A 25,665-nucleotide genomic window follows, 5' to 3' on the forward strand; every position below is an offset into this window, starting at 1 on the left:
AATAAAGGCTCCCAATAGAAGCCTTTATTTGTTTATTGCTATGCTTGAAAGACCTGTTGTTACATTGTTTCAAACAAAAGGGCAGACATTGCTTATTACTGCAGTTTAAACTTACTGACCAGTGAGTTCAGTTGTGCGTTGGCAGCCGACAGGCTTTGAGTACTGTCTACTGTCGCTTGTCCGTTCTGGGTCAACTCGGACACCATCTCGCGGATGTTATTCATATTACGGCTAACTTCTTCGGTTACCGAACTTTGCTCCTCAGAAGCGGTTGCTATTTGAGTGCTGAGATCATTGATTTCGACAATGGAATCAGTCACTGCATCCAGGCTGTTTGATACACGCCCTGCGTTTTCTGCTGTACGTTCGCAACTTGATTTTGTCACTTCCATTGCAGTAACCGCACCGGAGGCATCTTGACGCAATTTAGCTAAGATCTCATTGATTTCAGCTGTGCTGGTCTGGGTACGTGCTGCAAGCGATCTTACTTCATCGGCAACCACGGCAAAGCCTCGGCCTTGCTCTCCCGCTCGTGCTGCTTCAATGGCTGCGTTCAAGGCTAACAGATTGGTCTGATCTGCAATTTCACCAATTACACCAAGCACACTGACAATCTGCTGAGTATTTTCGTTCATTGTATTAATACTTGATGAAGCGGTATCTACTTCATCTACCAGAACCGTCATACTTCCAGATGCCTGAAGCATCTCATCTTTAGCCATTAACGCTTCGTCGTTGGCTTTCTGGGTATTCGCAGCAGTGTCGGTGGCGCTCTGTGCAACCGTATCCGCTGTAGCGCTCATTTCAGTAATCGCTGCTACAACTTGCTCCGTTTCAGAGGCGTGCTTGATCAATGCTTGGTTATTTTGCTCTGATTGCTCATTAAGCTGCTTGATACCGTCAGTGATATGATCGGAAGCTTGTGAAATCTCCAGAATCATGGATTGCAGGTATATGATAAAGTTATTCACCGACTGACCGATATCGCCCAGCTCATCATTCGAGGCAATGTCAATCCGAGAGGTTAAGTCTGCTTCTCCTGTCGATAAGGTATCAATGCGCTCTTTAAGAACGACTAAGCCTTTGATAATTGCGCTAAGTGCCCATACGGCCACCAGCAAAGAGATAACCAGTAATACCGCAACAATAGTCATGCTCGTATATACTTTCTCGGTAAAGATCTCTTCTGTCGCGTTGGTTAAGCCTTCCTGAATGCTCGTGACATCGCTCTCATAGGTACCGGTAGCAATAGTCCAGCCCCATTCAGGGAAAATATTTCGGGCATAGACCAGTTTGTTTTCCGTTTTCTTGGTCGTAGGATTTTCGTAGGCTATTTTGACATAAGCTTCGGACTTCCCTTTTATGCTGTTGGCAATTTTGGATGTTGTTGAAGGAATGACTGTGCCGATAATTTCTGCTTTTGGGTGAGCCAAAATTTTTCCGTTACTGTCCTGGACCCAAAAGTAGCCATTTTGACCGTATTTAGATGAACTGATTGTTTTAAGAGCCGCTTCAATTTCATCTTTCTTAAGTGCGCTGGTGTATTCCCCCGTCGCAATGACTAAGTTCAAAGGTTTGAAGTAAACTGATGCTGTTAATTTTTCTTCGACTTTTTGAGTTACCGGGTTTAAAAAGTGGTAATTGGTAAACCCGATAGTATTGCTCTTGGCGGCATTGACAATATTCCGAGCGTAGTATTTGCCATTGGTGTCTTTCTTGTCATAAGCACTCGTGCCAATAATACTAGCGTTGGCACCATTGGCCTTGTTTATCACCGTATCGGCATCATATGCGAAGATATAACGGCCATTGTCCCAGCGGTACTCGTTGATAAATGCGTATACATTCATTTCCGCATCGACAGTAGAATCATTGTTGTTATAGATGCGCTCTATTGTGTCTCGAAACGTAGCGATATCAGCCGCCAGCTCAGCCTTAATGTTTTCCTGCTTCGTATTCTCATAATAATAGGATATCGAGCGAGTAACAGTATCAACCTGTCCGTTTAAGTTGTCGTTTAATAAGTATGTAACCTTTTGATTAACATTGTCTTTTTCTGTTTCAATTACTGAGTTTTCTGTATTGATAAGACTTGTAATGAAAAAGCCACTCATAATAAGCATTGGTATGCATACCAGTGCCGTTAGCTTAGTTTTAATTGTAAGTTTGATTTTTCTAACCCTCTAATCTACAACGTTATTTTATGTACTTTGTTCTGATTCTCGTGCGGAATCTTGAAGAGGTCATATTATATATGTCTTTGTGATAATATTTTGCTGCAATACATTACATTTTGATACATTGTTGCCCTGTCACATGTTAGGCATTCCATAAACGTCATGAATGTCAATAAGATAGTGAGAAACTATTAACCGCAAAAAAGTTATGGTTAATGTGATTTTTGTGATCTTGATCTTAAGCTCTGTTGTTGCACTATATAGCGGGGAATGGGGCAAAGTATCACTATCAACGATGCCGATTCGATATGAGCATTCACGTATTCATATCTAGCGAACTCCTTCCATCACAGAACACGCCGAAATAGTTGATTCTCTGCTTATGAACAATCTTATTGGTATGGCTTGTGGCACGAAATTCAGTCAACTGCTATTTCTTAGATTGATGTATCAGATTTGCTCTCCTAGAGCTTGATGACCGAGGAGAATCACATTGAAAGTTAAAACACTGAGAGGCCCTGAGGTTGACTTACCATCAGAAGTGCTGGATGGGCTGAAATTGCAGCTAAGTGGGTCAGCTATTTTTGCTAGTGATGCTGAATACGAAGAATCCCGCACAGTATGGAATGGGATGATAAACCACAAGCCTGCGTTCTTAGTTCGGTGTATCGGTGTGAGTGATGTGATTACGTGTGTACAGTTCGCACGCAAACATGATTTGCTGCTTTGTATTAAAGGTGGAGGGCATAATATCGCCGGTTTGGCTACTGCCGACGGAGCCATGATGCTTGATATGTCATTGATGCGTGGTGTGTGGGTAGACCCACAGGAAAAGGTTGCTCATGCCCAGGCAGGCTGTTTACTTGGTGATGTGGATAGTGAAACACAAGTGCATAATTTAGCAGCTGTACTGGGTTTTGTCTCGCGTACCGGTATTGCGGGCCTGACCTTGGGTGGTGGTTTTGGTTATCTGACAAGACGTTGGGGATGGGCATCGGATAACGTGGTGGGAATGGACGTTGTGACTGCCGAGGGAAAATTGGTCCATGCCAGTGAAAAGGAGAACGCCGATCTGTTTTGGGGGCTAAGGGGAGGGGGCGGAAATTTCGGTATCGTGACTCGTTTCGATTATAGACTTTACCCTATGGGATCTGAGATTGTCGGAGGGCCTGTGGCATGGCCTGCCAGCGAGGCTCCCAGGGTGCTGAAGTTATATCGTGAGCTCACGGAAAATGCGCCACCGGAACTGACTCTGGCAATATTAATGCGCCCGGCTCCGCCTGCTCCTTGGCTGTCTAAGGAGCATCATGGCAAGCCTGTTGTGATCATGATTGCCTGCTATAGTGGGGACCCTGAACTGGGGGTGGAGATTGTTGCTCCTATCAAATCACTAGGCAATCCTATTGGCGATGTTATGACCCGTAGGCCTTATACGCAGCTACAGTCTCTGCTCGATGCTACTCAGCCGAAGGGGCGCCGCTACTATTGGAAGAGTGAATACCTACCTGCAGTGGAAGATGGTTTATGTCAGAAAGTTATGAAGCATGCCAGCAACATTCCATCGCCTCATTCGGCTGTTATCTTGTTCCACATAGCGGGAGCTCTCAACGGACTTAAAGATGAGCATTCTCCGGTAGGTAATCGCGATGCACGCTATGTGCTTAACCTAGCGGGTTCTTGGGAGAATGAAGACGAGGATCAGGTGAACATTGATTGGGCACGATGTGCCTGGGGGGACATGAAGTCTTTCTCTACAGGGGGGACCTATATTAATTTTTTGGTTGAAGATGAAGGCCCTGAACGGATAGAAGCAGCTTTAGGCAAAGGGCTAAAACGCCTTTCTGAGATCAAGGCCAAATGGGACCCTGATAATGTCTTTCGCATTAACCGCAATATAAAGGCGGCAAAGTAGCGGGGGTAAATAAAGTGAAGATGGTAGTTTCTTCAGTAAGCCAGCGCTATTACTATCTCGAAATCAGCTTGTCGCTCTTTCTGTGACTAAACTAATAGTTAATACGAGAGAAGAAGGGTTGCATGTGCTATGGGACTACCAACCACCGCAGAGCAAGCGGATTTTGACCAGCGATTTCTGGCCTCTTATGCCGATTATGCCACTACGTTTACCCATCCGGCCCTATCGACCACTGAGCTCAAGCGGATCATTAAAAAGCATCAGCTGTTCCGGAACGGCAAGCCGATTAGTCATAAACAGTTTTCCGCCCTGCTTCTCCGGCACCATTTACTTTCTCGGGAGGCCTGGCGCAACAAGATCACTGAGGCACTGTTTGAATCTATGTCAAATGCCGGAATGAAACCGGCTACAATTACCCGAATGCTGGCGGATGTTCTTCATATCTCGTATACGCATGCTCAAAGAAAGATCCGCAAACTCCGGCTGCTTGCCCGGCACCGCGGGGATACGCGATAGCACGGAATTATGATGAATAACCCGCTTTACGTAGACGATAAGCGAGTCTCATCTCTCTGGCCACTATCGAACATGGTTAATTCCCACTCTCTAGAATCGGTATCATGTCGCAGGATATAAATACCGTCATCTGAACCACGAACTTTGAAATAGCGATGATCAGGTGACAACCAGCGATCAAGAATTTCACTGACATCAATCGGTTTCTCACGCAGATAAAAACGCTGTGGTGACTCTTCACCACGATAACCTGCATAACATTCGACCTTAACAACAATGTTAGCCATGTTTAAGCACTTCTTGTTGCAGCTCCTGCGGGAGGGGAGCATAGTGGTCGAACTCCATGGAGAAGAGGGCTCGTCCTTGGGTGGCTGAACGCAGCTGGGTCGCATATCCGAACATCTCCCGCAACGGCACTTGTCCCCGGATCACTTCGATACCGCCCGCACGGGGTGTCATCCCCTCTATTTCACCGCGTCTGGCGCTCAACTGACCCAATACGTCGCCGGTGAATTCCACTGGTGTGGTCACCTCCAGCTGACATATCGGCTCCAGCAGAATAGGTTCAGCCTGAGATACGGCGGCGATAAAAGCCTTGGCTCCTGCAGCCAAGAAGGCCTGCTCGCTAGAATCGACCTCATGAAAGGAACCGTTCTGGAGGGTTACGCTGACATCTGTGATGGTATACCCACCCAGCACACCGCAGCGGGCTGCTTCTTCGACACCTTTTATGATCGCGGGAATAAATTCACTAGGAATAGCCCCGTCTCTTATCTGGCTTTCAACGGTGATACCGCTGCCCGATTTTCCCGGCTCTATATCCAGCACCACATGACCGTATTGACCGTGACCACCGGTCTGTTTGACATGGCGTGCCTCGAGTTTAAAGACCGATTGACTGATGGTTTCCATATAATTGACTCGGGGGTTGCCGGTCTTGACCTGAATATGCTGCTCCCGCTGGAGACGATCGACGATAACCTGGAGATGCAGTTCCCCCATGCCTGCTAAGATCGTCTGACCGGTATCCTCATCAGTGTACGTCTTGAAAGTAGGATCCTCTTCTGCCAAATGGTGTAGAGCCAGACTGATCTGTTTTTCGTCCTCAGGGGTTCTGGGTTCTAAGGCGATATTAATCACTGGCTCGGGAAACTGGATTGTTTCCAGCAAGATGGGATCATTTTCGTCACAGAGGGTATCGCCTGTATGGGCGGTTTTCATACCTAGCACGGCATCGATATCACCGGCCGAGACCTGATCCATCGCTTCGCGGTGGTCGGCATACATACGGACTAGACGGCCGAGGCGCTCGTTCTTGACTTGTGTGGCGTTGTACACCCGGTCCCCCGTTTTCATTTTTCCCGAGTATACCCGTACGTAGGCCAGGTGGCCGGCGTAGGGATCAGAAACTACCTTGAATACCAGTGCGGCGAGTGGCGCCTCTGGGTTTGGTGTTCGTTCTGCTGGCGCCTGAGTTCGGGGATCAGGCCCGGTGACAGGCCCGATATCCAATGGTGATGGGAGGTAGTCCACGACGGCATCGAGTAACGGCTGGATCCCTTTGTTACGTAATGCGGCGCCGCACAGGACCGGAAAAAGTTGATTGTTAATGGTAGCCTTGCGCAGGGCAGTCGTCAGTGCTTCTAAATCCAGAACCTCACCGTCGAGGTAGCGCTCAAGCAAGGTGTCATCGGTATCTACTACCCGTTCCAGCAGCTGGGCACGCGCTTGCTCAGCCCGTTCTCTCAGGGATGGCGGAACTTCCCCTACGTCGGGGCTAGCCCCCAATTGATCTGGCCAGCGTATTGCCTGCATCCGTAACAGGTCGATCACTCCCTCGAATTCCGCCTCCGCCCCGATAGGCAGTTGCAGGACAACGCTCCGGGCTCCCAGTCGCTGTTCGATCGTTTCTACGGCGAAATCAAAATCTGCTCCCATTCGGTCCATTTTGTTGATAAAACAGATGCGTGGTACATGGTAGCGATCGGCTTGGCGCCACACGGTTTCACTCTGCGGCTCCACGCCATGGACCGCATCAAAGACGACAATCCCGCCATCAAGCACCCTCAGTGCCCGTTGTACCTCGGCAGTGAAATCGATGTGGCCAGGGGTGTCGATCAGGTTGATCTGATGTTCTCGCCAGCTGGCAGTGATGACAGCAGATACGATCGTGATGCCTCGCTCTTTCTCTTGGACCATCCAGTCGGTTACTGTCGTGCCGTCGTCCACCGAGCCGAGCCGATGGGTTCTTCCCGTGTAGTAAAGTACCCGCTCTGTGGTTGTGGTCTTACCGGCATCGATATGGGCTATGATCCCAATATTGCGCAAGACCTCAAGTCCTGGAGCTTTTTTCACCATCGACGTCCCCCCCTCCGAATCCGCTCAATGCAACCGAGCGTAGAGACGTTGCTCTCAGGCCGGTCCTGTACAAAGGATAGTGCAGTTCGTGAACAACTTCGTCCGAAGGGAGTGTGAGGGGAGCTGACTAAGTTAATATAGAGGAAGAGGTGAAAGTTGATGACAGGGGGCACAACCTTAGAGGGGAAGGGCACTCACCCTATAGCAGCGTATAGAGTGAGTGTATTTTGTTAGCCAAATAGATAGGTATATAGGTAACCGGCACCTATCGCCATACCAAGGATAACGGTAAGGAAGGCAGCAATCATCTGGTTCTTGAAGATAGATTTCAGAAGGATCACTTCGGTTAGACTTGCACCCGCGCTACCGATGATCAGTGCCATTACCGAGCCAAGTGCCATTCCTTTCTGTACCAGTGCTGCACTTAGTGGGATCACTGCCTCTGCACGAATGTAGAGAGGAATACCAATAACAGCCGCAACAGGGATTGCATACCAGTTACCGGCTCCAGCATATTTCGCAATCATATCTGTTGGGATAAAGCCGTAGATGAATGAGCCAAGCAAGATACCAGCAAGCAAGTAAGGAAAAACTTGTTTGAAATCCTTCCAGGTAGCACGCCAAACGCGCATCCAACGGCTCTCTTCTTTGACGGTTAGAACGGCTTCGCCATTGGCATTAACATCAACAGATGCCTTTGAGTCACAGCATGATGTCGCTGCAGGCACTGGTTTTGAAGTGCAGCATGATGCGGCGGCTACCGGTGCGGGTTTAGTGTCACCACAAGAACTACCACAGCTAGATCCTGTTTCAGCTGTCTCATAGGCTTCTTTACGTACATATCTCTCGAAACCCAGTTTTTCTAATACGAAGCCAGCTGTTACCGAAACTACCATCGCAACAAGGAAGTAGAACACGGCGACTTTTACGCCGAAGGTCACTACAAACAGGCCAATAATAACCGGGTTAAGCAGGGGACTACCAAACAGGAATACCATCATCGGACCAAAACCGGCGCGAGCTCGAAGCAAGCCCTTCAAGAAAGGGATCGTAGAGCAGGAGCAAAATGGTGTAATGGCACCTAGTAGTGCAGCAATAAAGTACCCCTTGCCTTTACGTGAGCTCAGGATCGACTGGATCTTCTCAGGGGTCAGGAACTCCTGAAGAATACCCACAAGATAGCTAACGACAAGAAAGAGAATGGTTAGTTCTGCAGCTAAGAAAACAAACATATCTGCAGCTTCTTTTATCATATTTACAATTTCAGGACTCATAGTAGATGCCTCGTTGAAGCCTTATATTTCGACATGTTTGGAAATATATGATTGTGGTTAATTTCTGTCAATACGTTATTTCTAGAATAATCGAAATATTTAAAGGGGGTTAAACTAACTATTTGATTAATTGAGTAATAAAGATTTGATCTTGGATGGGGGTTTTAGGGTGGGAGCAATCGAGTTAAGCCGCTGGCGTGAGGTTTAGGGGGCGCGAAGCGCCATACTTTAACTTAATGAAGCCTACTTTTGATGTTTTGATTAGGGCGAGTGATAGATTTAAAGGTTACGTATTGGGTGTCACTTTCAGTTTACGAAGTTATGAGGTAATTTGACTATGTATAAAAGAGTGTCTGATTTAACATTCTTCATCAATACAGCACTCATCTTGTAGGAAGCCTATCACCGATTGTAATTTTTCAAATTCTGCAACACAGAATAATGTGCGGCCTTCGCGGCGCTGGGAAATAAGGCCTGCTGAAACCAAGCTTGAAATATGGTGTGAGAGTGTAGAACCCGGGATCCCCAGCTTTTCTTGTAAGCCGCCTACGGCAATGCCCTGATAGCCAGCACGAACGACGCTTTTATAAATCATCAATCGAGTAGGATGTCCTAGTTCTTTCAATGCTTTAGCAATAATCTCAATGTCCATAGCTCTGCCTTGTTTTAAATCACACTTCGATATTACTGGAAATATGTTAGCCACATCAATGATTATTCTGACATCTCGATGATTCTGGAATAATGGATTTTTCATCACAAATGCGAATTTTCTCTGATACGACGAAATAAAAGCGCTTAAAGGCCTCATTTTTACCTGTGTATATACCGTTACGACTGATGACCATAAATACTCCCGTTAAATCATACAGGTGCAGCCTTATTTTGCCTCCAACATAAGATGTTATGCTACAGTTTTAAATGAGCGTTGATTCACATGTGGTGCACAGTTGGTTCTGCTTTATCAACTATCGCTTTTAACGTAGGCATCGTTCTTTGAAGGCTTATAGCTATGCCTTTTTGTTATGTTGCACTGAACTATGCCTACTTTCAGGGAGTAAATAAGAGAGGGGATTAGCGATGTTAAAAAAGCTTGTTGCCACTATCGGTGTTTTGTTGGTTTTAATTATTGCCAGTTTTGCTTGGTGGCCATCCGACTCTAAGGTGGAAGAAGGCACGAAGGCAATCGGCGTTCCGCTAACGGTTGCCCGTTATTACTGGCCGGGAACGTACTGGGTAGAAATCGCTGATAAAAAAGGCTGGTTTAAAGAGGCAGGGCTTAACATTGAGCTTATCGATTCTAATCCTGACTATTGGAAGTCCTTGCAGGATACCGTTGATGGAAAAATAGATGTCAGCAACTTCACCCTGTTTGATCTAATGCGTTTTAATGCAGGGGGGGCGGATCTTGTGATGGTCATGAATAGTGATAACTCTACAGGCTCCGAAGCTATTGTCGTGGGGCCTGCCATTGCAACACTTGCGGACCTGAAAGGAAAAAGTATCGGAGTTGATACTGGGACCTATTTGGAATACATCCTGGATGTTGTACTACGACGGTATGGGTTAATGCCCAGTGATGTTAGTAAAATCAAGCTCGCCGGTGAGATGGCTGCAGAAGAATTCGAGAAAGGGAAATTGGATGCGATTGTCACTTGGGAGCCTGTTGCATCTGAGGCGATAGAAAAAAGGAATGGTCGGAAGCTGTTTGATACTTCTGCTATTCCAGGCATATCTCCCGGTGGTCATACGTTCCGTCGTAGTTTTATTAAAGAAAGGCCTGCTGATGTCCAAGCCTATATCAACGTGTGGCACAAAACGACGCAATATATCAAGGACAGTCCAGACGAGGCATTTGGCATCATTGCTGAGATTTACAATGTTACCCCAGCCGAGGCAAAGGCGTTTGCACGCTTAGCTCGAATACTGGATACCCGGGAAAACCTTACTTCCTTCTCTTACGGCGCTGGTTTTGAATCGTTGCACGGGACAGCCCGGCAGATAAACAAATTTCTTATAGCGCAGGGCGTGACAAATGAGCAGCTGGATAGCATGGAATTTATTGACGCAACCTTCATCCGGGCTCTCACGCATTCCTTACAGCAGGAAGCACTATGAAATTTGCATCCAAAATTACATTATCGATTGTAATTTTGTCGCTGATTGCTGTGCCAGTGCTGGTTTTTGTTACGTTTCATTCCGCCAGAACGGTGCTTAAAAAAAGTATTGCCCAAAATTATCTGGAAATTGCCCAGCATCAAATGATTAGCATTGACCGGGCCCTCTATGTCGCTTATCGGGATATCCAGATGATTGCTGAGGATGAAGCGTTGCAAGATTTGATGGAGACTCGGAAAAAAAACGAAGGAGGAATCCCACAACGGATCTTCAATGAGTGGGAAGAGCGTGCCTTCCTTACCGGTCCATGGGACCAGTTAACGTTGATTGACAGTGAGGGGTTAATCCTTATGTCAACAGATAACGAGATCGTAGGAAAACAGATAGAGGAATTCCAGACAAGCAGTACCGCTTATTACCATAGCATGAAGGGTCAGATGTATTATTCGGACTTAGTGCAGCCCGTGAAGAGCGGCAGGCCGACAGTGTTGTTTGCCGCACCGATCAGAAGTAAGTGGGGGCAGAGCTATGTTAAAGGTGTGGTTATTGGTCACTTTGCCTGGCCCGTAGTCACACAGATGTTGGATGAAATTGCTCCTCCGGCCATGGCACACCTTTTCAACAGTGAGGGCATGATCATTGCCAGCCCGTCAGCTTACGCCGATAAAACTTTGCGACCCGGTCACATTGGTTATGAACAGGTAAACAAAGTCTCTGAGGCCATGTTATCAGTCTCTTCCTTGCAGAATGGGTTGTTCGGTTATAGAGGGAGCGACTGGAAGCTGTTGCTGGAGGTTCCTCTTGCTAATGCGCTTGCACCGGTCAACCTGCTGGCAAGAAAGGTCGCCGCTTTTGCTGTGCTTGTTATGTTAGTTTTGGTTGCTGTCCTCTACTTTGTCGGCAGGTTGCTCGCCCGACCGGTGGAGAAGTTGACTAAAACAATGGAGAAAGTTTCACTCGGTAATCTGACAGTACAAGCCGATGTGATAACAAAAGATGAACTGGGAGAATTAGCTTCATCATTTAATAAGATGACTGAAACACTGCAGAAAACGACGGTTTCGAGAGATTATGTTGACAATATTCTGAAGACGATGCCTGGTTCTCTCATTGTTATAAACCCTGATGCAGTTATTGTGTCGGTGAATCAGGCCAGCTTAGACCTTTTGGGCTACGAGGAAAAAGAGCTGATTGGTCAGCCGAGCGCGATCGTTTTTGATGAAGAATCCTTTTTTCAGGAAATGGGTATTGATGGCCTAATTCGAAAGGGCTCCATTGCCAACGTTGAGAAAACTTATCTTTGCAAGGATGGTACTAGGATACCTGTGCTGTTCTCCGGTTCGGTGATGAGTGATGGTGAAGGGAAAGTTCAGAATATTATTTGTGTCGCGACAGATATCAGAGAACGCAGGGCGCATGAAGAAAAACTACGTAGAACGAGTCGAGCCCTGAGTGCCATCCATGCCAGTAATATGCATTTAACACAATCTGTGGATGAACAGCAGTTGTTTGAGGGCGTCTGTCGGACCATAGTGGAAAAGGCCGGATATCGATTTGTCTGGGTAGGCTTGATACAACAAGATAAGGGTAAAGGGATAGAGCCAGTTGCCTGGGCCGGTGAGGAGCAAGGTTACATCAGTGCGCTGAAACAATGCTGGCAGGTTGATGGCCAGGCATCTTGCTCGGTGGCTACGGCGCTCGAAACTGGTACCCAATGCTTAGAAATGGATATTAGGAGTGAGTCAGATAGCTTTCTTTGGCGGCAGGAGGCCATCAAACGTGGTTATAGTGCTGTGATCCGGTTTCCTCTTGTACTGGAAGAAGTGACGTTCGGGGTTCTTTCAATATATAGCGCGGAGATAAACGCCTTTGAGCCGGAAGAGATATCGTTGCTGCAGGAACTTGCTGATGATATTGCCTATGGCGTTATGGCATTACGAACACAGCAAAAACATCAAAAGGCCGAGGAAAAAATTATTCACCAAGCTTTTCATGATTCTCTGACAGAGCTGCCAAACCGGACAAAGGCTATGCAGTTGCTGGATCATGCCATCATGCAGATTCGCCAGCAGGGAGGCGCTGCGGCTGTCTTGTTTGTCAATCTGGACAATTTTAAACTGGTCAACGATACACTCGGTCACGCAGCTGGTGATGAATTACTTCGTGAAGTGGCTGCACGCGTGAAGCGTGTTATACGGGCCAATGATGTAGTGGCACGACAAGGAGGAGATGAGTTCGTTGTCTTGCTTACACGATATGCGTCGATGGGGATTGAGACCACATTGAGTCAGGAAGTGGTTATTGTTGCACAAAGGATTCTGGAAGAAATGCAAGCACCCATTTTGGTTATGGGGCAGGAGGCTTATATCTCGGCCAGTATTGGCATCAGTCTATTTCCTGATGATGCAGAACAAGCCGCAGAGGTGATACAAAATGCAAATAGCGCCATGTATCAGGCCAAGGAGCTGGGGCGAGGAAACTACCAATTTTTCTCAAGGGAGATTTCGGAACGCCAGAAAGAAAAAATGTCGTTGGCAACAATGTTGCACAAGGCAATCGATCGGCAGGAGTTTCTACTTCATTATCAGCCTGTCGTTGATTTAGCTACCGGAAAAATGATAGGTGTTGAAGCACTTATTCGCTGGGAGCAAGAAAATGGTAATTTGATACCACCTGCAGATTTCCTACCGGTAGCGGAGGATACCGGCTTGATATTGCCTATAGGTGAATGGGTTATTGAGGAAGCCTGTCACCAGGCAAAAGCGTGGGCAGACAAGGGGATTTCATTGCAAATGGCTATAAATCTTTCGCCTCGGCAGATGTGGCACGGTGATATTGGTTGTGAGGCCCTGAAAATTATCAATAAAACCGGTGTATCAAAGGATTTATTGGAATTTGAAGTCACTGAATCTTCTATGGTTAAGGAAACTGAACGAACTGAGAAAGCTCTGGAGTATTTTAAGGCCAAGGGCATAAAAATCGCGCTAGATGATTTTGGTACAGGTTATTCTTCATTGGATCGACTGAAACACTTGCCTTTTCATAAACTTAAAATCGATAAGTCATTTGTCGATGGTATTCCTAATAATGAAGATGATATGGCCATCGTATCTGCAACTGTCAAGATGGCACAAAGCCTAGGGCTTTCATCTTTGGCTGAGGGAATTGAAACGGCTGAGCAGTGGCGCTTTCTCAAAAAATTAGGGTGTGACTTTGGGCAGGGATATTATTTCTCGAAGCCTGTGCCGGCAGCCGAAATAGAACATTTGTGTCAACAAACACAGCACCGGATGGCAGAAACGGTACTAGATACAGAGTACGGCGATGACTGATGAAACCATAACCACTCAACTACAATCGTTAATTCATCGAATAGGTGGAGACAAGGTAAAAAAACAAAGAGGGTTGCCTTCGATTGTAATTGTGAACTTAAATGAATTTACGGTTTGATCAAACTACCCTTGACGTTGTACTAGATAGCTATTCTCCACTTCTCAGGCGCACAGCCCCAGCTTCCCATTCTATATTCCAACGGATTACCGACGTTTGTGCAATAAAGAAAAAGCGATGATGCTCTCACTAGAATGTCAGTGGGGGACTTGTGAACGATTACCATTGAAACCTTCAAATCAAATATCCCATCGATATTGCTGAACAAAGTCATCACCAGTTGTTTTCGACACAAAACATTTAAATGAATTTAAAATCCACGGATAAATGCATAAATTCTTATAAAACAGTACCTTGTTGATTTTGCTGTGTGTGACTCTCTAGTTTAATTCATTACTGTACGAAACATTTTTTTGACTTGGCGCTGAGATAGTGTAGATTTATTTTTAATTGAACGTTCAATTAAAAAAATTGAGTGATAGTTATGCCAAAGGTAGGGATGTCAGAAATACGTCGGCCGCAACTAGTTGATGCGAGGATAGACGTTATTGATGGGGCTGGATTATCGGGAGAGAGTGTGGCCTTGAACAGCCGAAAGGCTGGCGTATCCCCAAGTATCATTAATCATTATTTTGGTGGCATGAAGCAGCCTTTGCATAAAAAAATGGATAAAAAGGAAAAGTCATGAAGACGAATACAGCCATATGTGTTTTTTATAAGACACATTAGGTTTATATACCCAAGCTACCTCAAGATGCAGAGTTCAGTGAGAATTCATTGGCTTTTAGGCAAGGCAGCCATTTGAGTGAATAGTGGTTCTATTTAGAGAATGGCTAACACAGAATAAAAGCCAATGAAACTCGCCCCTTGGGAGCTCCTCTGGAAAATCACTTCTTCACAAAATGTGTTTGAAAGGGAATGCCATTCCTACACACATTTTATTCGGATTGAGTTTCCAGAGGAAGCTCTGAGTCTCGCATCTTGAGGTAGCTTGGGTATAGGTTTAAGGCCAGCCTAAGCCACTTCGGTTAAATGGCCTGTTATTACCGAGTTCAATTTATCAGGGTTTAAATATCGCATACACGATATTTAGGTCTTGAGGGCTTTTTGTTGCCTTTTAAAAAATGTACTTGGTTATTTTAAAACATAATACAAGGAATCAGAGTATGTTTTATTTCAAGATTAAGCAGGGGGCTCAATAATGACCACTTGGCTTATTATCGGTATTTTATTTACTTTTTTCGCGATTGCTTTCGTGATTTACCGTTGGGGTAATGTGCAATGTATTGGCGTCACCCCTGTACGCACTTTCACCTTTATCGCCATTTTGCTTACCTCCGGGTTGGACGTGGGATTGATTATGTTCCCGCTTACCGAGTTTGCCGGGTACGCAGATCTGGCCTCAAGCCCTGAATACAGCTTTAGTAATCCTTTAGCCATCGAATTTGGCTTTTGGGCATTTCTGATCTGGGCATTTTATTTCTTAACTTGTTTTTATTTTTGTGTCCTAGAGCCGAGGGTGAAGTTTTTTGAGATCCCACTGATTAAGTTCATCAACAATCTCATTATTATCGGTACTTGTGCCTTTACCTCATACTTGTTACTGAGTAATTTACCTTGGTATCTGCCAGAACTAGGTGACGGAGAAACGATCGTTAGTAGTTTTTACTTGATTGTCTTTGTGGTGATTGCCGCTGCAGTTTATTCAAGCACGAGTATTCGTTATGTGCGCATACTAAGTTTAGCCAGTACTTGGCTCTTCTTGGGCTTAATTGCTTTAATGTGGGCAGGCGCATTTTTATCAGAGGAAGCAGAGATAAGTGAGTTTGTGACCACCTTTGCTTTGATTGGTGATTACTTTGGCAATCTGCATCATTTTGTTTTACCAATGAATGATTACCATGAATTTTACTTATTCTGGTGGTTTTCTTGGAGCATAATGATTGGCCAATTTACCTCACGGTTTGTGGGTGGTATGAAAACCTATCAAGTGCTGATTGCAATGATGGTGTTTCCATCAGTCCCCATCGCGGTCTGGTTTACCGTTCTTTATTATTACAGCGTGAACGAAATAGCCACCACTGGCTTTTACAACCTAGCTATGGTGTTGGTCGGTATCACTTTTGTAGTTAATTCATTGGACTCACTGATCCGACTCTATACCGATAATTTAAATTTAACGGTGCAACGTTTCGGTAAGGCTCAATACATCATTGGTAACATAGTGTTAATGAGTGGACTAACCTTGTTGTTCAAACTGGACTTCTTGCAGATACAGTGGGTCGGCGCGTTGGCTATCACTCTAATCTTAGGCTGCTTCGGTTATATTTTAGCGAAACAGTATAAGAAAGTAGCTGTCATTGAATGTTCGCCGAAAGAAAACAAAATAGATTTTAGCAAAATTGAATTAGCGAACTAAATCGGTTTGCCGCTAGAGTGATAGCGGCAATTCGTTCGATCGAAACAGCACCTAATTGATCTCTACATTCGAAAATGCAGGTAAGCCTTAGCCTTTATACATAGGGCTTAGGATTACCTGCAGGTTACCGAATAGGGTTACTTTGTATCTGCCATCCAGTGGTGAGAATAATTAAGGTACACACCCTAGCAAGACTCATTCTGAAAATTGACAGACCCCAAGGAATTATAAAAAAATGGGAAACACATTTAGTTGTCAAAAAGAGTTACCGATAATGCCGGTGCCAAACTTAAATAAAACATGTCGTAAACTCATAGAATGGGCTGAGCCGTTATTAACTGAAGAAGAGCGAACCAGAACCGGAAAGGTGATAGAGCAGTTTCTGCAACCTGGCGGAGAGGGAGAAGTATTACAAAATGAGCTGATTGAATGGGCTAACCGGCACGGTCACGCTAACTGGTCCGCGCCCGTCTGGCAAGCTCTTTATCTGGAATCCCGTGCTCCTCTGGTGATTAACAGCAACGTGTTTTATTACCTGAAAAGCAAGCTTGATGAAAATGCCTGTTCACAGGCAAATATCGCCGCTGCGCTTATTGTCAGCGTTTATAATTTTATTTCTTTGATTGATAAAAAAGAGCTCACGGTTGACCTGCAAAAAGGTATGCCGCTTTGCATGAATCAGTACAGCAACCTTTTTTCTTCTACAAGAATAGCGCAGCAGGGGACGGATGAGTTCAAAGTTTCATCGTCTAGAAAGCATATTGTGGTAATGCATAATATGCGTATATACAAGATTAATATTCTTGATGAAAAAGGATGTATCAGATCGCCATCAGAGATTGAGTCCGATCTTGGTTGCATTCTTTCTATTTCAGGAAAAGGGCAAAACGTAGGCGTGCTAACCACAATGCCGCGAGATACCTGGGCAGAAAACAGGGCTGCTTTGCTGCAACTATCGGCGAATAATAGAGAAGCGATGACAGCAATCGAAGAAGCAGCTTTTGCCTTGTGCCTGGATGAAAATAGCCCGGAAGAGATAACCGAGGTATCAAAACAGTTACTTTATGGGGATGGCAAGGATCGCTTTTTCGATAAGTCGCTGCAATTTATCGTCTTCAAAAATGGTAAGACCGGGGTCAACTTCGAGCATACAGGGGTGGACGGCTCAGTTATGCTGCGCCTGATTGGATATATCTATGACACGGTTGATAAGGTTTCTTTTGGTGAGAGGGCTGTTTCTGCAGAGATAAATAGATCACAGGCCTCAAGAGCTGAAGAAATTGAGTTTGACCTAGATGGTGCGCTGACGCAGACGATTTGTGCAGCAGCGGATGCGTTTTGTCAACACACGGCCAATACCCAAACCAGGGTCTTGAATTTTACTCTGTTTGGTAAAGATCAGATCAAGCAATTTGGCGTGAGTCCCGATGCGTTCGTTCAGGTGGCGTTACAATTGGCTGAACATCAGCTTTATGGAAAGTGCTACAGTGCCTATGAAGCTGTGATGACCAGAACGTTTCTCGACGGGCGTATCGACGTTTTGTATACAGTTTCGCCCGAGTCGATGGCGTTTATTCAAAATATACGCGACCCCGATTGCAGCGAGCAGGCTAAGATCGATTCACTCATTCAGGCAACACGAAAGCATGTCGAAAGGGCAAAAGAGTGCAGGCTTGGTCATGGGGTTTATACCCATTTACTCGCGCTTAAATACCGCTATAAAGCGGTTGGCCGTGAGAACGGTATTGATACGCTTCCAGAAATATTTACCGATAAAGGATACCAGACCCTGACTCATAGTGTGGTTTGTACCAGCACCACGTCAGAATACGGTGTTGAGCTGGCGGGTTATGGTCCGATTGTCGATGACGGTTATGGAATCCGGTACTTCACGCGAAATGATTCCATCTGCTTTAATATGACAAGTCGAACCGACATGCAGGATAAACTCGAGCAGATGCGAATCTATATCGAGCAATCACTGGTTGAAATGGCAGATTTGATGCGAAGTTGATATAGCCAAACCACCTCAAGATACGAGATGTGTGTAGGAATGGTCACCTCCCTTCTATCATCGCATAAAAGACTACAGTCCTCATAGCCTAGCTATTGACACATAAAGATCTGCATAAATGGTCAAAGTGAGCAACGGATCACACCTTCCCAGATATTCGCTAACTACGTTTAATGAATCGTTAGTTTTCGTATTCAATTCTTGTAAGGACAAGACAATGGCTTATCTAATTGTATGCTGTGATGGTACCTGGAATGACCCCGGCAATAATGATGATGGTGCTCCTGCCCCTACCAATGTGCGACAGTTGTTTAACTTTCTTAAATCAATTCCACGCGTTCAGGAGACAAGATACCAGTCCGGTGTTGGCACTGGTGGGGTTATAGACAAAGTAGTTGGTGGTATTTTGGGTTTTGGCCTTAGTGAGGATATTCGAGATTGTTATCAATGGCTGGCAGATAAATACCAAGCCGGTGACGAGATCCTACTGTTTGGCTTTAGCCGTGGTGCCTATACCGCCAGAAGCCTTGCCGGAATGATCACCCGATTAGGTATCGTTGATTTTAACCGTGTTGCAGCGTCAGACAGAGAAAAGGTTGTTAAACACGTCTACAAAGAGGGATATAGGGAAAAAGAATCGAAAGCATTCCTTGAAACGCACTTTGATATCAGCTTTCATGACAATTCAGATAATGTCCTATTTTTAGGTGTTTGGGATACCGTGGGAGCACTGGGTATTCCCAACGACAAGGCGCTCTTGGATCTGTTTGATAACCCCAAGAACTATGAATTTCATGACGTTACACTCAATCATAATGTTAAGCATGCCCGTCATGCAGTGGCGATTGACGAAGAACGTGGCAGTTTCTCGCCTACCTTGTGGGAGGATGAACCAGATCACCCTCATTCTGATCTGAAGCAACTCTGGTTCGCCGGTGTTCATAGTGATATCGGTGGGGGGTATAAAGAGAATGGCTTATCTGATTGCGCGTTGGAATGGATGAAAGATGAGATCAACAGCGTTACAGAATTACAGTGGGAGCAGTCGCTGGTTGATCAAGTGGAACCGAACCCAAAGGATGAACTGCATGAGTCTCACCTTGGTCTGATGAAAGTACTGGTTACAGCCCCCCGCGCTATTCCTGATCTTGATACGAATGAAGATGCGTTCCATCAGTCTGTTATAGATCGCCGGAATGACCCCCCCCCGTGCTCAAGGCCCTTATCGGCCAACAAGGAAAATTTCGCAGGAACAATCGATAACCGTTGATATCTATGCCAAGCATCAGTGGTATTGGACGGGCATCTATCTTGAAGCGAACAAGAAATACCAATTTAACGCCGAAGGAGCATGGGTTGATAAAGGGATACCCTGTGGGCCTGAAGGTACTCGCGATGGCCAGTTTTACGCGGGCGAACTCTTGCATGTCGCGGGCTCGTTAGCCGGAAAAGTCGAAACAATCTATAAGAAACTGTTCGATAAGCAAGATGCCAACTTCTTTGGCACTAAGCGCGTCGAAACTTCTCCTTGGTTCTGCTTGATGGGCGCCGTTGCCAACGGTGATAATCCCACAGCGGATGGCACACATGGCATGTTGAGGGTATTTGAGATCGGTGAGGGCGCAACTTTCACACTCAAGAAATCTGGCTATCTATACTGCTTCCCTAATGACGCATGGGGCTTCTATGGGAATAACCGTGGATATGTGACGCTAACTGTGAAGCAAATCAGTTGAGGCCTGGCGCTTTACTAGTGCAACATGATTGAGGGGGCGCACCTTAGGCATAGCTCAGGTTTTCAAATTTCTTGCTCGTTCTGGTGGGTAATGCCAGTCAGCCAAACTGACTGGCATTGTTCAAGTACAGCTGGGCTTGCCCTACAGCTAATGATTGAGAGTTGCGCGGTTGGGAATAGTCAGAGAGAAACAGGTGTAACCATTTTCAGAGCTGACAAAAATATCACCGTGATGACATTTGGCGATCGAACGAGAAATTGCAAGCCCCAGCCCGGCACCTGCGCATGCCCGATGGCTGCGGGCCTTGTCGGCACGGTAAAAGCGTTCAAACAAATGGGGCAAGTCGCTTTCAGGTATCGTGTCTCCTTTGTTAATAACAGAAACGGTTGTTGAGCTTTCATTGTTGAGAATCTGGATTTTGATTTTTTCATTTTCGTCACTGTGACGGACGGCATTGGAAATCAGGTTACCGATAGCACGTTTGAGCATATCTTTATCACCATGGACTACAGCTTTACCAGTCAGCTCTAGTAATAGTCCCTTTTCATCTCCCGCCAGTTCGTAATATTCGACAACGCTTTCCAGTAAGTCGTCTAGCTGAAAATCGACGTTCGAAATTTGTAGAAGGTTATGCTCTGATTTGGCCAGATAAAGCATATCCGTAATGGTTTTTGTTAATCGGTTCAGCTCCTCAGTCGTAGAGATCAAACTATCCTGATACTCTGCTACTGAGCGTGGGTGAGCAAGCATGACTTGGGTCTGAGTCATCATGTTGCTGATCGGGGTGCGAAGCTCATGGGCTATATCGGATGAAAACTCCGACAGACGTTCGAACTCATTCTCTAAACGAGATAGCATTTCATTGAAAACAACCACCAATTGCTGTAATTCGGTAGGGAAGTGGGTTGGTTCTAACCGTAAATTCAACCTTTCGGTGGAAGTCTGCCGCATGTGTTGCTTTAGCTTTTGCAGGGGGAGCAGGCCTTTTTTTACGATTAGCCAACCAAGAAAACCACTGATCATACTGGCAAGTAAAGTGGTCAAGATAAGCACATTACTGAAGCTTTTTAAAAAGCTGAGGTGGTGATTAATATTGATTCCAAGCACTAAATCAAGTTTAGGTTCGTCGTTAACCTGATAGCGAAAAGCTCGGTAATGGTTTTCGTTGTTCTGCCAAACAACGTTTTTCATCTCGGGGTTTTGTATGAAATCGTCAGGTAACTCTATCGGTTTGGTTTGATAGGTGACGGTATCATTCTTCACCAGCCATAAATTGGTTTCGCCCAGCTCGAAGATTGTACCGTATTTAGATATAAAGTCGTCCTGAAGCTTAAGGGTATTGATAGTCTGGAATTTTTGGTCAAGGTTGTATTTGTCTTGCTGGAAGAAATGATGCTTCAACGAATACAAAGTGACGGTGCTAAGGGCACAAAGAACAAGAATGGAAGCCGTAACAAACGAAATAATCAATCTTGATGAAAGGGATTTGAGCATTGTGCCTCCGGTTAGATTTGCTCATCAAGCATGTACCCCATCCCGCGGATGGTGTGAATGAGTTTTGGTTCATAGCCTTTATCGATTTTGCCCCTAAGGCGCTTAATAGCTACGTCAATCACATTGGTATCACTGTCGAAATTCATATCCCAGACAATGGACGCAATTTCAGAGCGAGACAACACTTCTCCTTGCCTGCGCATCAGTAGCTCCAGCAGGGAGAATTCTTTGGCTGTCAGTGTGATGGTGTTACCGTCACGCGTTACTCGGCGCTTGAGTAAGTTCAGGTGAAGATCTGCTACCTCCAGTGCCAGTTCCTGTGTTGGTGTTGTTTTGTTTCTGCGGAAAGTATTTCTGATCCGCGCCACCAGTTCGACGAAAGCAAAAGGTTTCACAATATAGTCATCGGCACCCAGCTCTAGCCCTTTGACTCTATCTTCCACTTGATCCCTTGCGGTTAGCATAATGACCGGGGTCTCTATTTGACTGGCTCGCAGAGTTGTGAGTACCTGCCAGCCGTTAAGTTGAGGGAGCATTACATCTAAAATGATTAGGTCATAATGAGTACTGGTTGCCTGATACAAGCCATCGACACCATCACAAGAAAGATCGACGACATAACCAGCTTCCGTTAACCCTTTACGCAGGTACTCACCCGTTTTAGGTTCATCTTCAATCAGTAATAACTTCATTGCTACCTTTACACTATGTTTTGCGGATTTGACTAGGGGATGTCCCTTAACTATTTGTATCATCAGTTATAACTGAGGGGCACCCCCTAGCTTAGATCCAACTCAGGGAACAATAAATGCTCCCTGTCATGATAAAAAGCTTTTTAAAGCGCTGACTTAGTTATTATCGTAACGTAAGTGTTCGTATTGAACATTAACGAGACCGTGATATTCAATTTCACCAGCAGTATTCATACTCTCCTGAACCGTTACATAGCTATTATCTTTAATTTGTAGACTTGCTCGCTCTTTAGGCTGGAAAGCAATGACTTTTAGAATGTTACCAAGCTCTGCGGGATTACTCTGCTGTAGCTCGTTTAGCATCTGCTGACCTTCTGCATAGGCGTTTTCTTTGCTGTCGTTTGCTGGCGTTACCAAAGTTCGTTGGTTGGTTTCAACACTGTATTTGCTGCCGGGAACTAAAGAAGTAGCCATAGATGGCACGCTGAAGAGAACCAAAGAAGTTACAACGAGTAGTGATTTTAATGATTTCATGGGGTATTCCTCACATTGTCTGACTTTATGTGAGTAATATTACCGGACCGCTCGTGACGTAAACCGGACCCGAAAATGACATTTTTGTCATATTAGCTTTTTTGGGTGTATTTTATTTTCCTAGTGGACTTAAACATATAGCTATTAATGCATTGCCCTAATACATTGGTCCTTTGGTCGGCTTCAAAATAATAATGGGTTGTGGCTGCGGTGTCATTTCTATTGTCCGGTACAGTTCCATGTGCTGGTTCCTAAGTTGTGCATGAGGATCTTGTGCATCAGCTTCAGAATACGAGCGAAAGGCCGAGGACGAAGAACAGCCAACCAGTGGCATATTTATCAGACTTAAACCAAGCAGTGAGGTGAGCAGCAATTTACGCATAATAAGTACCTGTTTGCATGGCACTATCAGTCAAGAATATCTAGGGGTTCATCCTGGAACGGCGAAGAGGGGTACACCCTAGGGTGACGTAGGCCACTGATACTTATTAAGTGTAACTCACTATCTCGACTTTGCGACGGTATCGAGATAGTGAGACAGGTTAGATCTTAGGGGCTAGCGATCTGGCTAAGCTTGAGTAATGGCAGAGCAGGTGATCATTTTCGTTTTTTCTCCGCCTTTGCTACTTGTTGGCATCCTTGGGCGACCGAGTCAGGATTCAGTGAAATAGAATCAATTCCGCAGTTGACCAGAAACTCTGCAAACTCAGGGTGATCAGAGGGAGCCTGGCCACAAATACCCACTTTACAGCCATATTGATGGGCGACTTTGATGACTTGGGCAATCATGTCTTTTACCGCATCATCACGGGCATCAAATAAAGGCTTTAATTCCGCCGAATCCCTGTCAATCCCGAGAACCAGTTGGGTTAGGTCATTACTGCCAATCGAGAAGCCATCAAAGCGCTGGGCAAACCGGTCTGCCAGAATGACATTCGATGGAATTTCGCACATCACGTAGACCTGCAACCCGTTATCACCACGCTGAAGACCCGCCTCAGCCATCACTTCCAGTACTTTATCAGCTTCGCCCGTGGTACGACAAAACGGGATCATCACAATAATGTTGCTAAATCCCATTGTTTGCCGGGCTTTGAGAATAGCCTGGCACTCCAATTTGAAGGCCTCGCGGTAAAGGGGATGGTAGTAGCGTGAAGCACCACGCAAGCCCAGCATCGGGTTTTCTTCGTTTAGCTCAAAAAACTCACCGCCGAGCAGACCTCGGTATTCGTTCGACTTGAAGTCCGACATTCGTACAATCACTGGCTTGGGATACTGCGAGGCGGCAATCTTGCCAATGCCTAGCGCGAGGCTATCAATGAAATAATCCGGTTGGCGAGTGTAGCCTTGTGTGAGTTGAGCAATTTGGTTACTGATCGCTGTATCAGACACTTTATCAGGATGGAGCAGTGCCATTGGGTGGACTCTGATCTGGCTGGATATAATAAATTCGATGCGGGTTAAGCCAATACCGGCTACCGGTAATTGCCACCAGCGGAAGATCCCGTCAGGCATCGCGGCATTGATCATGATGTTGGTTTTGGTATGGGGGATCTCATCCAAATTAACTTGCTGGGTTTCAAACGCTAGGATGCCGTCATACACTTTGCCAACGGTTCCTCCGGCACAGCTCAATGTGATCGGTTGGCCATCTTTTAGCTGCTGGGTGGCGTTTTCAGTACCGACAATGGCTGGCACTTTCAGCTCGCGGCTGACAATGGCTGCATGGCTGGTAGGGCCGCCGGTATCGGTAATGATCCCCGATGCCTTGCGCATCAAGGGGACCCAGTCGGGGTCGGTACGTTCGGTGACGAGGATGGCGCCATCAGGGAACTTGTCGATATCGCCCGGGTGCTGGATCTTATACACCGATCCGGTGGCAATTGCACTGCCGACACTGGCTCCTTCCAGCAGTACAGCGGACTTCCCTTTTAAGGTGTAATTGACCAGCACTGCGGTGTCTTTGAGTGATTCCACCGTTTCAGGACGGGCCTGCACTAGGTACATCAGCTGACTATGGCTGTCTTTGGCCCACTCCATATCCATTGGGCAGCCATAGTGGTGCTCCACAATGACCGCCCAGCGTGCCAGGGTTAGTACTTCATCATCAGATAACACCAGTGAGGAACGCTCTGATTCATCGGTGTCTATTTCTTTGGTAGGCTCATTCTCATCCGAGGAAGGGGGCGAGAACACCATCTTTTGTAGTTTGCTTCCGAGTTGTTTTTCGATAATCGGACACAACTCGGCATTGTCCAGCAGCGGTTTGTAAACCATGAACCGATCTGGAGTGACACTGCCTTTTACGATGGTTTCGCCCAGTCCCCATGCGCCATTGATCATGACTACATCAGGAAAGCCATTTTCAGTATCTAAGCTGAACATGACCCCGGCAGCTTCAGATTCAATCATCTGCTGGATCCCGACGGATAGCGCGACCTGCTGGTGGGCAAAGCCCTGCTCCTGACGGTAGATAATTGCCCGGTCAGTATAGAGTGAAGCGAAACACTGGCGGCAGGCTTCCAGTACTTCCTCTATCCCGCAGATATTCAGGTAGCTTTCCTGCTGTCCGGCAAAGCTGGCTTCGGGGAGGTCTTCTGCTGTGGCAGAGCTTCTGACGGCGACGCTGAGATTTTCAACATCCACTTGATGGCATAGCTGGTGGTATGCTTGGCTTATTGCTTCTGTTTGAGCCAGGCTGAAGGTGCCTTGCGAAATGAGCTGCCTAATTGCAGCCCCTGTTTCTGCGAGTGTTTCGGCACCGTTGGCGAGGGCGTCTAAATGGTTGGCAATGGGGGTGTCGAGATTGTTCTGGGTGAGGAAGTCGCGATAAAACTGGGCACTGGTGGCAAAGCCTGTTGGTACTCGGATCCCTTCGGTTTCCATCTGGCTGATCATTTCCCCGAGGCTGGCATTTTTTCCTCCGACTCGTGCAACGTCACTTAGTCTGATTTCATGATACCAATAGATGATTTGGTCGTTTTTATGATGCTGCGAGGTGGTACTGAGCTGAGTCGTCATATCACAATTC

The 25,665-nt window shown here is 46.0% G+C and carries 18 protein-coding genes; 8 read left to right on the forward strand and 10 right to left on the reverse strand.

Features of this window, described 5'->3' with window-relative positions:
* Nucleotides 1-95: 95 nt before the first annotated feature.
* On the reverse strand, nucleotides 96-2,123 hold the full coding sequence (locus tag MD588_RS21535) for a methyl-accepting chemotaxis protein (RefSeq protein ID WP_265699787.1): 2,028 nt from the start codon (nucleotides 2,121-2,123) through the stop codon (nucleotides 96-98).
* A 547-nt stretch (nucleotides 2,124-2,670) separates the two neighbouring features.
* Here MD588_RS21535 and MD588_RS21540 point away from each other — a divergent pair.
* Entirely contained in the window at nucleotides 2,671-4,089 is a 1,419-nt protein-coding gene (locus tag MD588_RS21540) for an FAD-binding oxidoreductase (protein WP_265699788.1), read from the forward strand.
* A gap of 129 nt (nucleotides 4,090-4,218) precedes the next feature.
* A complete protein-coding gene (locus MD588_RS21545; RefSeq protein WP_265699789.1) occupies nucleotides 4,219-4,605 on the forward strand; it encodes a hypothetical protein in 387 nt (128 codons plus the stop codon).
* A gap of 26 nt (nucleotides 4,606-4,631) precedes the next feature.
* On the opposite strand, the gene MD588_RS21550 is transcribed toward MD588_RS21545, so the two are convergent.
* The 4 genes from MD588_RS21550 to MD588_RS21565 form a co-directional block, all read right to left on the reverse strand.
* Nucleotides 4,632-4,892 carry a hypothetical protein gene (locus MD588_RS21550; RefSeq protein WP_265699790.1) on the reverse strand — a complete coding sequence of 87 codons (261 nt, stop codon included), beginning with the start codon at nucleotides 4,890-4,892 and terminating at the stop codon, nucleotides 4,632-4,634.
* The gene (gene fusA, locus MD588_RS21555; protein ID WP_265699791.1) at nucleotides 4,885-6,963 is read right to left on the reverse strand and encodes an elongation factor G; all 2,079 of its coding nucleotides are present in this window, start codon (nucleotides 6,961-6,963) and stop codon (nucleotides 4,885-4,887) included. Before fusA ends, MD588_RS21550 begins: the two co-directional genes overlap by 8 nt.
* A 230-nt stretch (nucleotides 6,964-7,193) precedes the next feature.
* Nucleotides 7,194-8,237: a permease gene (locus MD588_RS21560; protein WP_265699793.1), complete on the reverse strand. Its 1,044-nt coding sequence runs from the start codon at nucleotides 8,235-8,237 to the stop codon at nucleotides 7,194-7,196.
* A gap of 358 nt (nucleotides 8,238-8,595) precedes the next feature.
* On the reverse strand, nucleotides 8,596-8,889 hold the full coding sequence (locus MD588_RS21565; RefSeq protein ID WP_265699794.1) for an ArsR/SmtB family transcription factor: 294 nt from the start codon (nucleotides 8,887-8,889) through the stop codon (nucleotides 8,596-8,598).
* A 428-nt stretch (nucleotides 8,890-9,317) separates the two neighbouring features.
* Between MD588_RS21565 and MD588_RS21570 the strand changes: the two genes are divergently transcribed.
* From MD588_RS21570 to MD588_RS21600, 6 genes are all read left to right on the forward strand, one after another.
* On the forward strand, nucleotides 9,318-10,355 hold the full coding sequence (locus MD588_RS21570; protein ID WP_265699795.1) for an ABC transporter substrate-binding protein: 1,038 nt from the start codon (nucleotides 9,318-9,320) through the stop codon (nucleotides 10,353-10,355).
* Nucleotides 10,352-13,687: an EAL domain-containing protein gene (locus MD588_RS21575; protein WP_265699796.1), complete on the forward strand. Its 3,336-nt coding sequence runs from the start codon at nucleotides 10,352-10,354 to the stop codon at nucleotides 13,685-13,687. Before MD588_RS21570 ends, MD588_RS21575 begins: the two co-directional genes overlap by 4 nt.
* Nucleotides 13,688-14,946: 1,259 nt before the next feature.
* Nucleotides 14,947-16,164 carry a hypothetical protein gene (locus MD588_RS21585; protein ID WP_265699797.1) on the forward strand — a complete coding sequence of 406 codons (1,218 nt, stop codon included), beginning with the start codon at nucleotides 14,947-14,949 and terminating at the stop codon, nucleotides 16,162-16,164.
* A 235-nt stretch (nucleotides 16,165-16,399) separates the two neighbouring features.
* On the forward strand, nucleotides 16,400-18,178 hold the full coding sequence (locus MD588_RS21590) for a choline/carnitine O-acyltransferase (RefSeq protein WP_265699799.1): 1,779 nt from the start codon (nucleotides 16,400-16,402) through the stop codon (nucleotides 18,176-18,178).
* Nucleotides 18,179-18,395: 217 nt separating this feature from the next.
* Nucleotides 18,396-19,448: a DUF2235 domain-containing protein gene (locus tag MD588_RS21595; protein WP_265699801.1), complete on the forward strand. Its 1,053-nt coding sequence runs from the start codon at nucleotides 18,396-18,398 to the stop codon at nucleotides 19,446-19,448.
* On the forward strand, nucleotides 19,375-19,914 hold the full coding sequence (locus MD588_RS21600) for a hypothetical protein (protein ID WP_265699804.1): 540 nt from the start codon (nucleotides 19,375-19,377) through the stop codon (nucleotides 19,912-19,914). Before MD588_RS21595 ends, MD588_RS21600 begins: the two co-directional genes overlap by 74 nt.
* A 147-nt stretch (nucleotides 19,915-20,061) precedes the next feature.
* Here MD588_RS21600 and MD588_RS21605 read toward each other — a convergent pair whose 3' ends face one another.
* The 5 genes from MD588_RS21605 to ppsA all read right to left on the reverse strand — a co-directional run bounded on the left by MD588_RS21605 (nucleotide 20,062) and on the right by ppsA (nucleotide 25,655).
* Complete coding sequence (locus tag MD588_RS21605) at nucleotides 20,062-21,408, reverse strand: heavy metal sensor histidine kinase (RefSeq protein WP_265699806.1); 1,347 nt, start codon at nucleotides 21,406-21,408, stop codon at nucleotides 20,062-20,064.
* An 11-nt stretch (nucleotides 21,409-21,419) separates the two neighbouring features.
* Nucleotides 21,420-22,100, reverse strand: a complete 681-nt coding sequence (locus tag MD588_RS21610) for a heavy metal response regulator transcription factor (RefSeq protein ID WP_265699808.1) — start codon at nucleotides 22,098-22,100, stop codon at nucleotides 21,420-21,422.
* Nucleotides 22,101-22,256: 156 nt separating this feature from the next.
* A complete protein-coding gene (locus MD588_RS21615) occupies nucleotides 22,257-22,634 on the reverse strand; it encodes a DUF3316 domain-containing protein (protein ID WP_265699809.1) in 378 nt (125 codons plus the stop codon).
* A 157-nt stretch (nucleotides 22,635-22,791) separates the two neighbouring features.
* On the reverse strand, nucleotides 22,792-23,016 hold the full coding sequence (locus MD588_RS21620; protein ID WP_265699810.1) for a hypothetical protein: 225 nt from the start codon (nucleotides 23,014-23,016) through the stop codon (nucleotides 22,792-22,794).
* Between the two features lie 215 nt (nucleotides 23,017-23,231).
* Complete coding sequence (gene ppsA / locus MD588_RS21625) at nucleotides 23,232-25,655, reverse strand: phosphoenolpyruvate synthase (protein WP_265699811.1); 2,424 nt, start codon at nucleotides 25,653-25,655, stop codon at nucleotides 23,232-23,234.
* Between the last annotated feature and the right edge of the window lie 10 nt (nucleotides 25,656-25,665).

The organism is Photobacterium obscurum, assembly GCF_026191635.1.
Classification (GTDB): Bacteria; Pseudomonadota; Gammaproteobacteria; order Enterobacterales; family Vibrionaceae; genus Photobacterium; species Photobacterium obscurum.